This is a genomic window from Tamlana crocina (genome assembly GCF_012037625.1).
Map to the genome: position 1 here is coordinate 1 of NZ_JAAVJS010000507.1, position 358 is coordinate 358.

Annotated in this window: 1 protein-coding gene; it reads right to left on the reverse strand. The window is 46.4% G+C overall.

Annotation, left to right across the window (positions count from 1 at the left end):
- Positions 1–358: SUMF1/EgtB/PvdO family nonheme iron enzyme (locus tag HC176_RS17805; RefSeq protein WP_167920337.1), on the reverse strand; the 358-nt coding region annotated here is incomplete at both ends.

A 358-nucleotide genomic window follows, 5' to 3' on the forward strand; every position in this document is an offset into this window, starting at 1 on the left:
GTTCTTCGTGTAAGGTCCACCCCAAGGATAGCTGGCAGATTCTAATCCCCCACGCGCAGCATATTCCCATTCTGCTTCAGTTGGTAAACGATAGGAATTCACATTGTGCTTTCCTCTCTCCTTACGGTATGCATTGTGGTAAAGTGTGCGCCACTGTGCGAAGGCACGGGCTTGTTTCCAGTTAACCCCAACTACAGGATAATCGCCATATGCATCATGCCAGAAGTAATCATTGTGCATTGGCTCATTATAGGAATAATTGAAATCCTTGATCCATACTGTGGTATCAGGATAGATCTGGATCTCTTCAGTTTTAATGAAATCGGCACGTCTTCCTGGTTCAGCTCTCGCTGCCTGC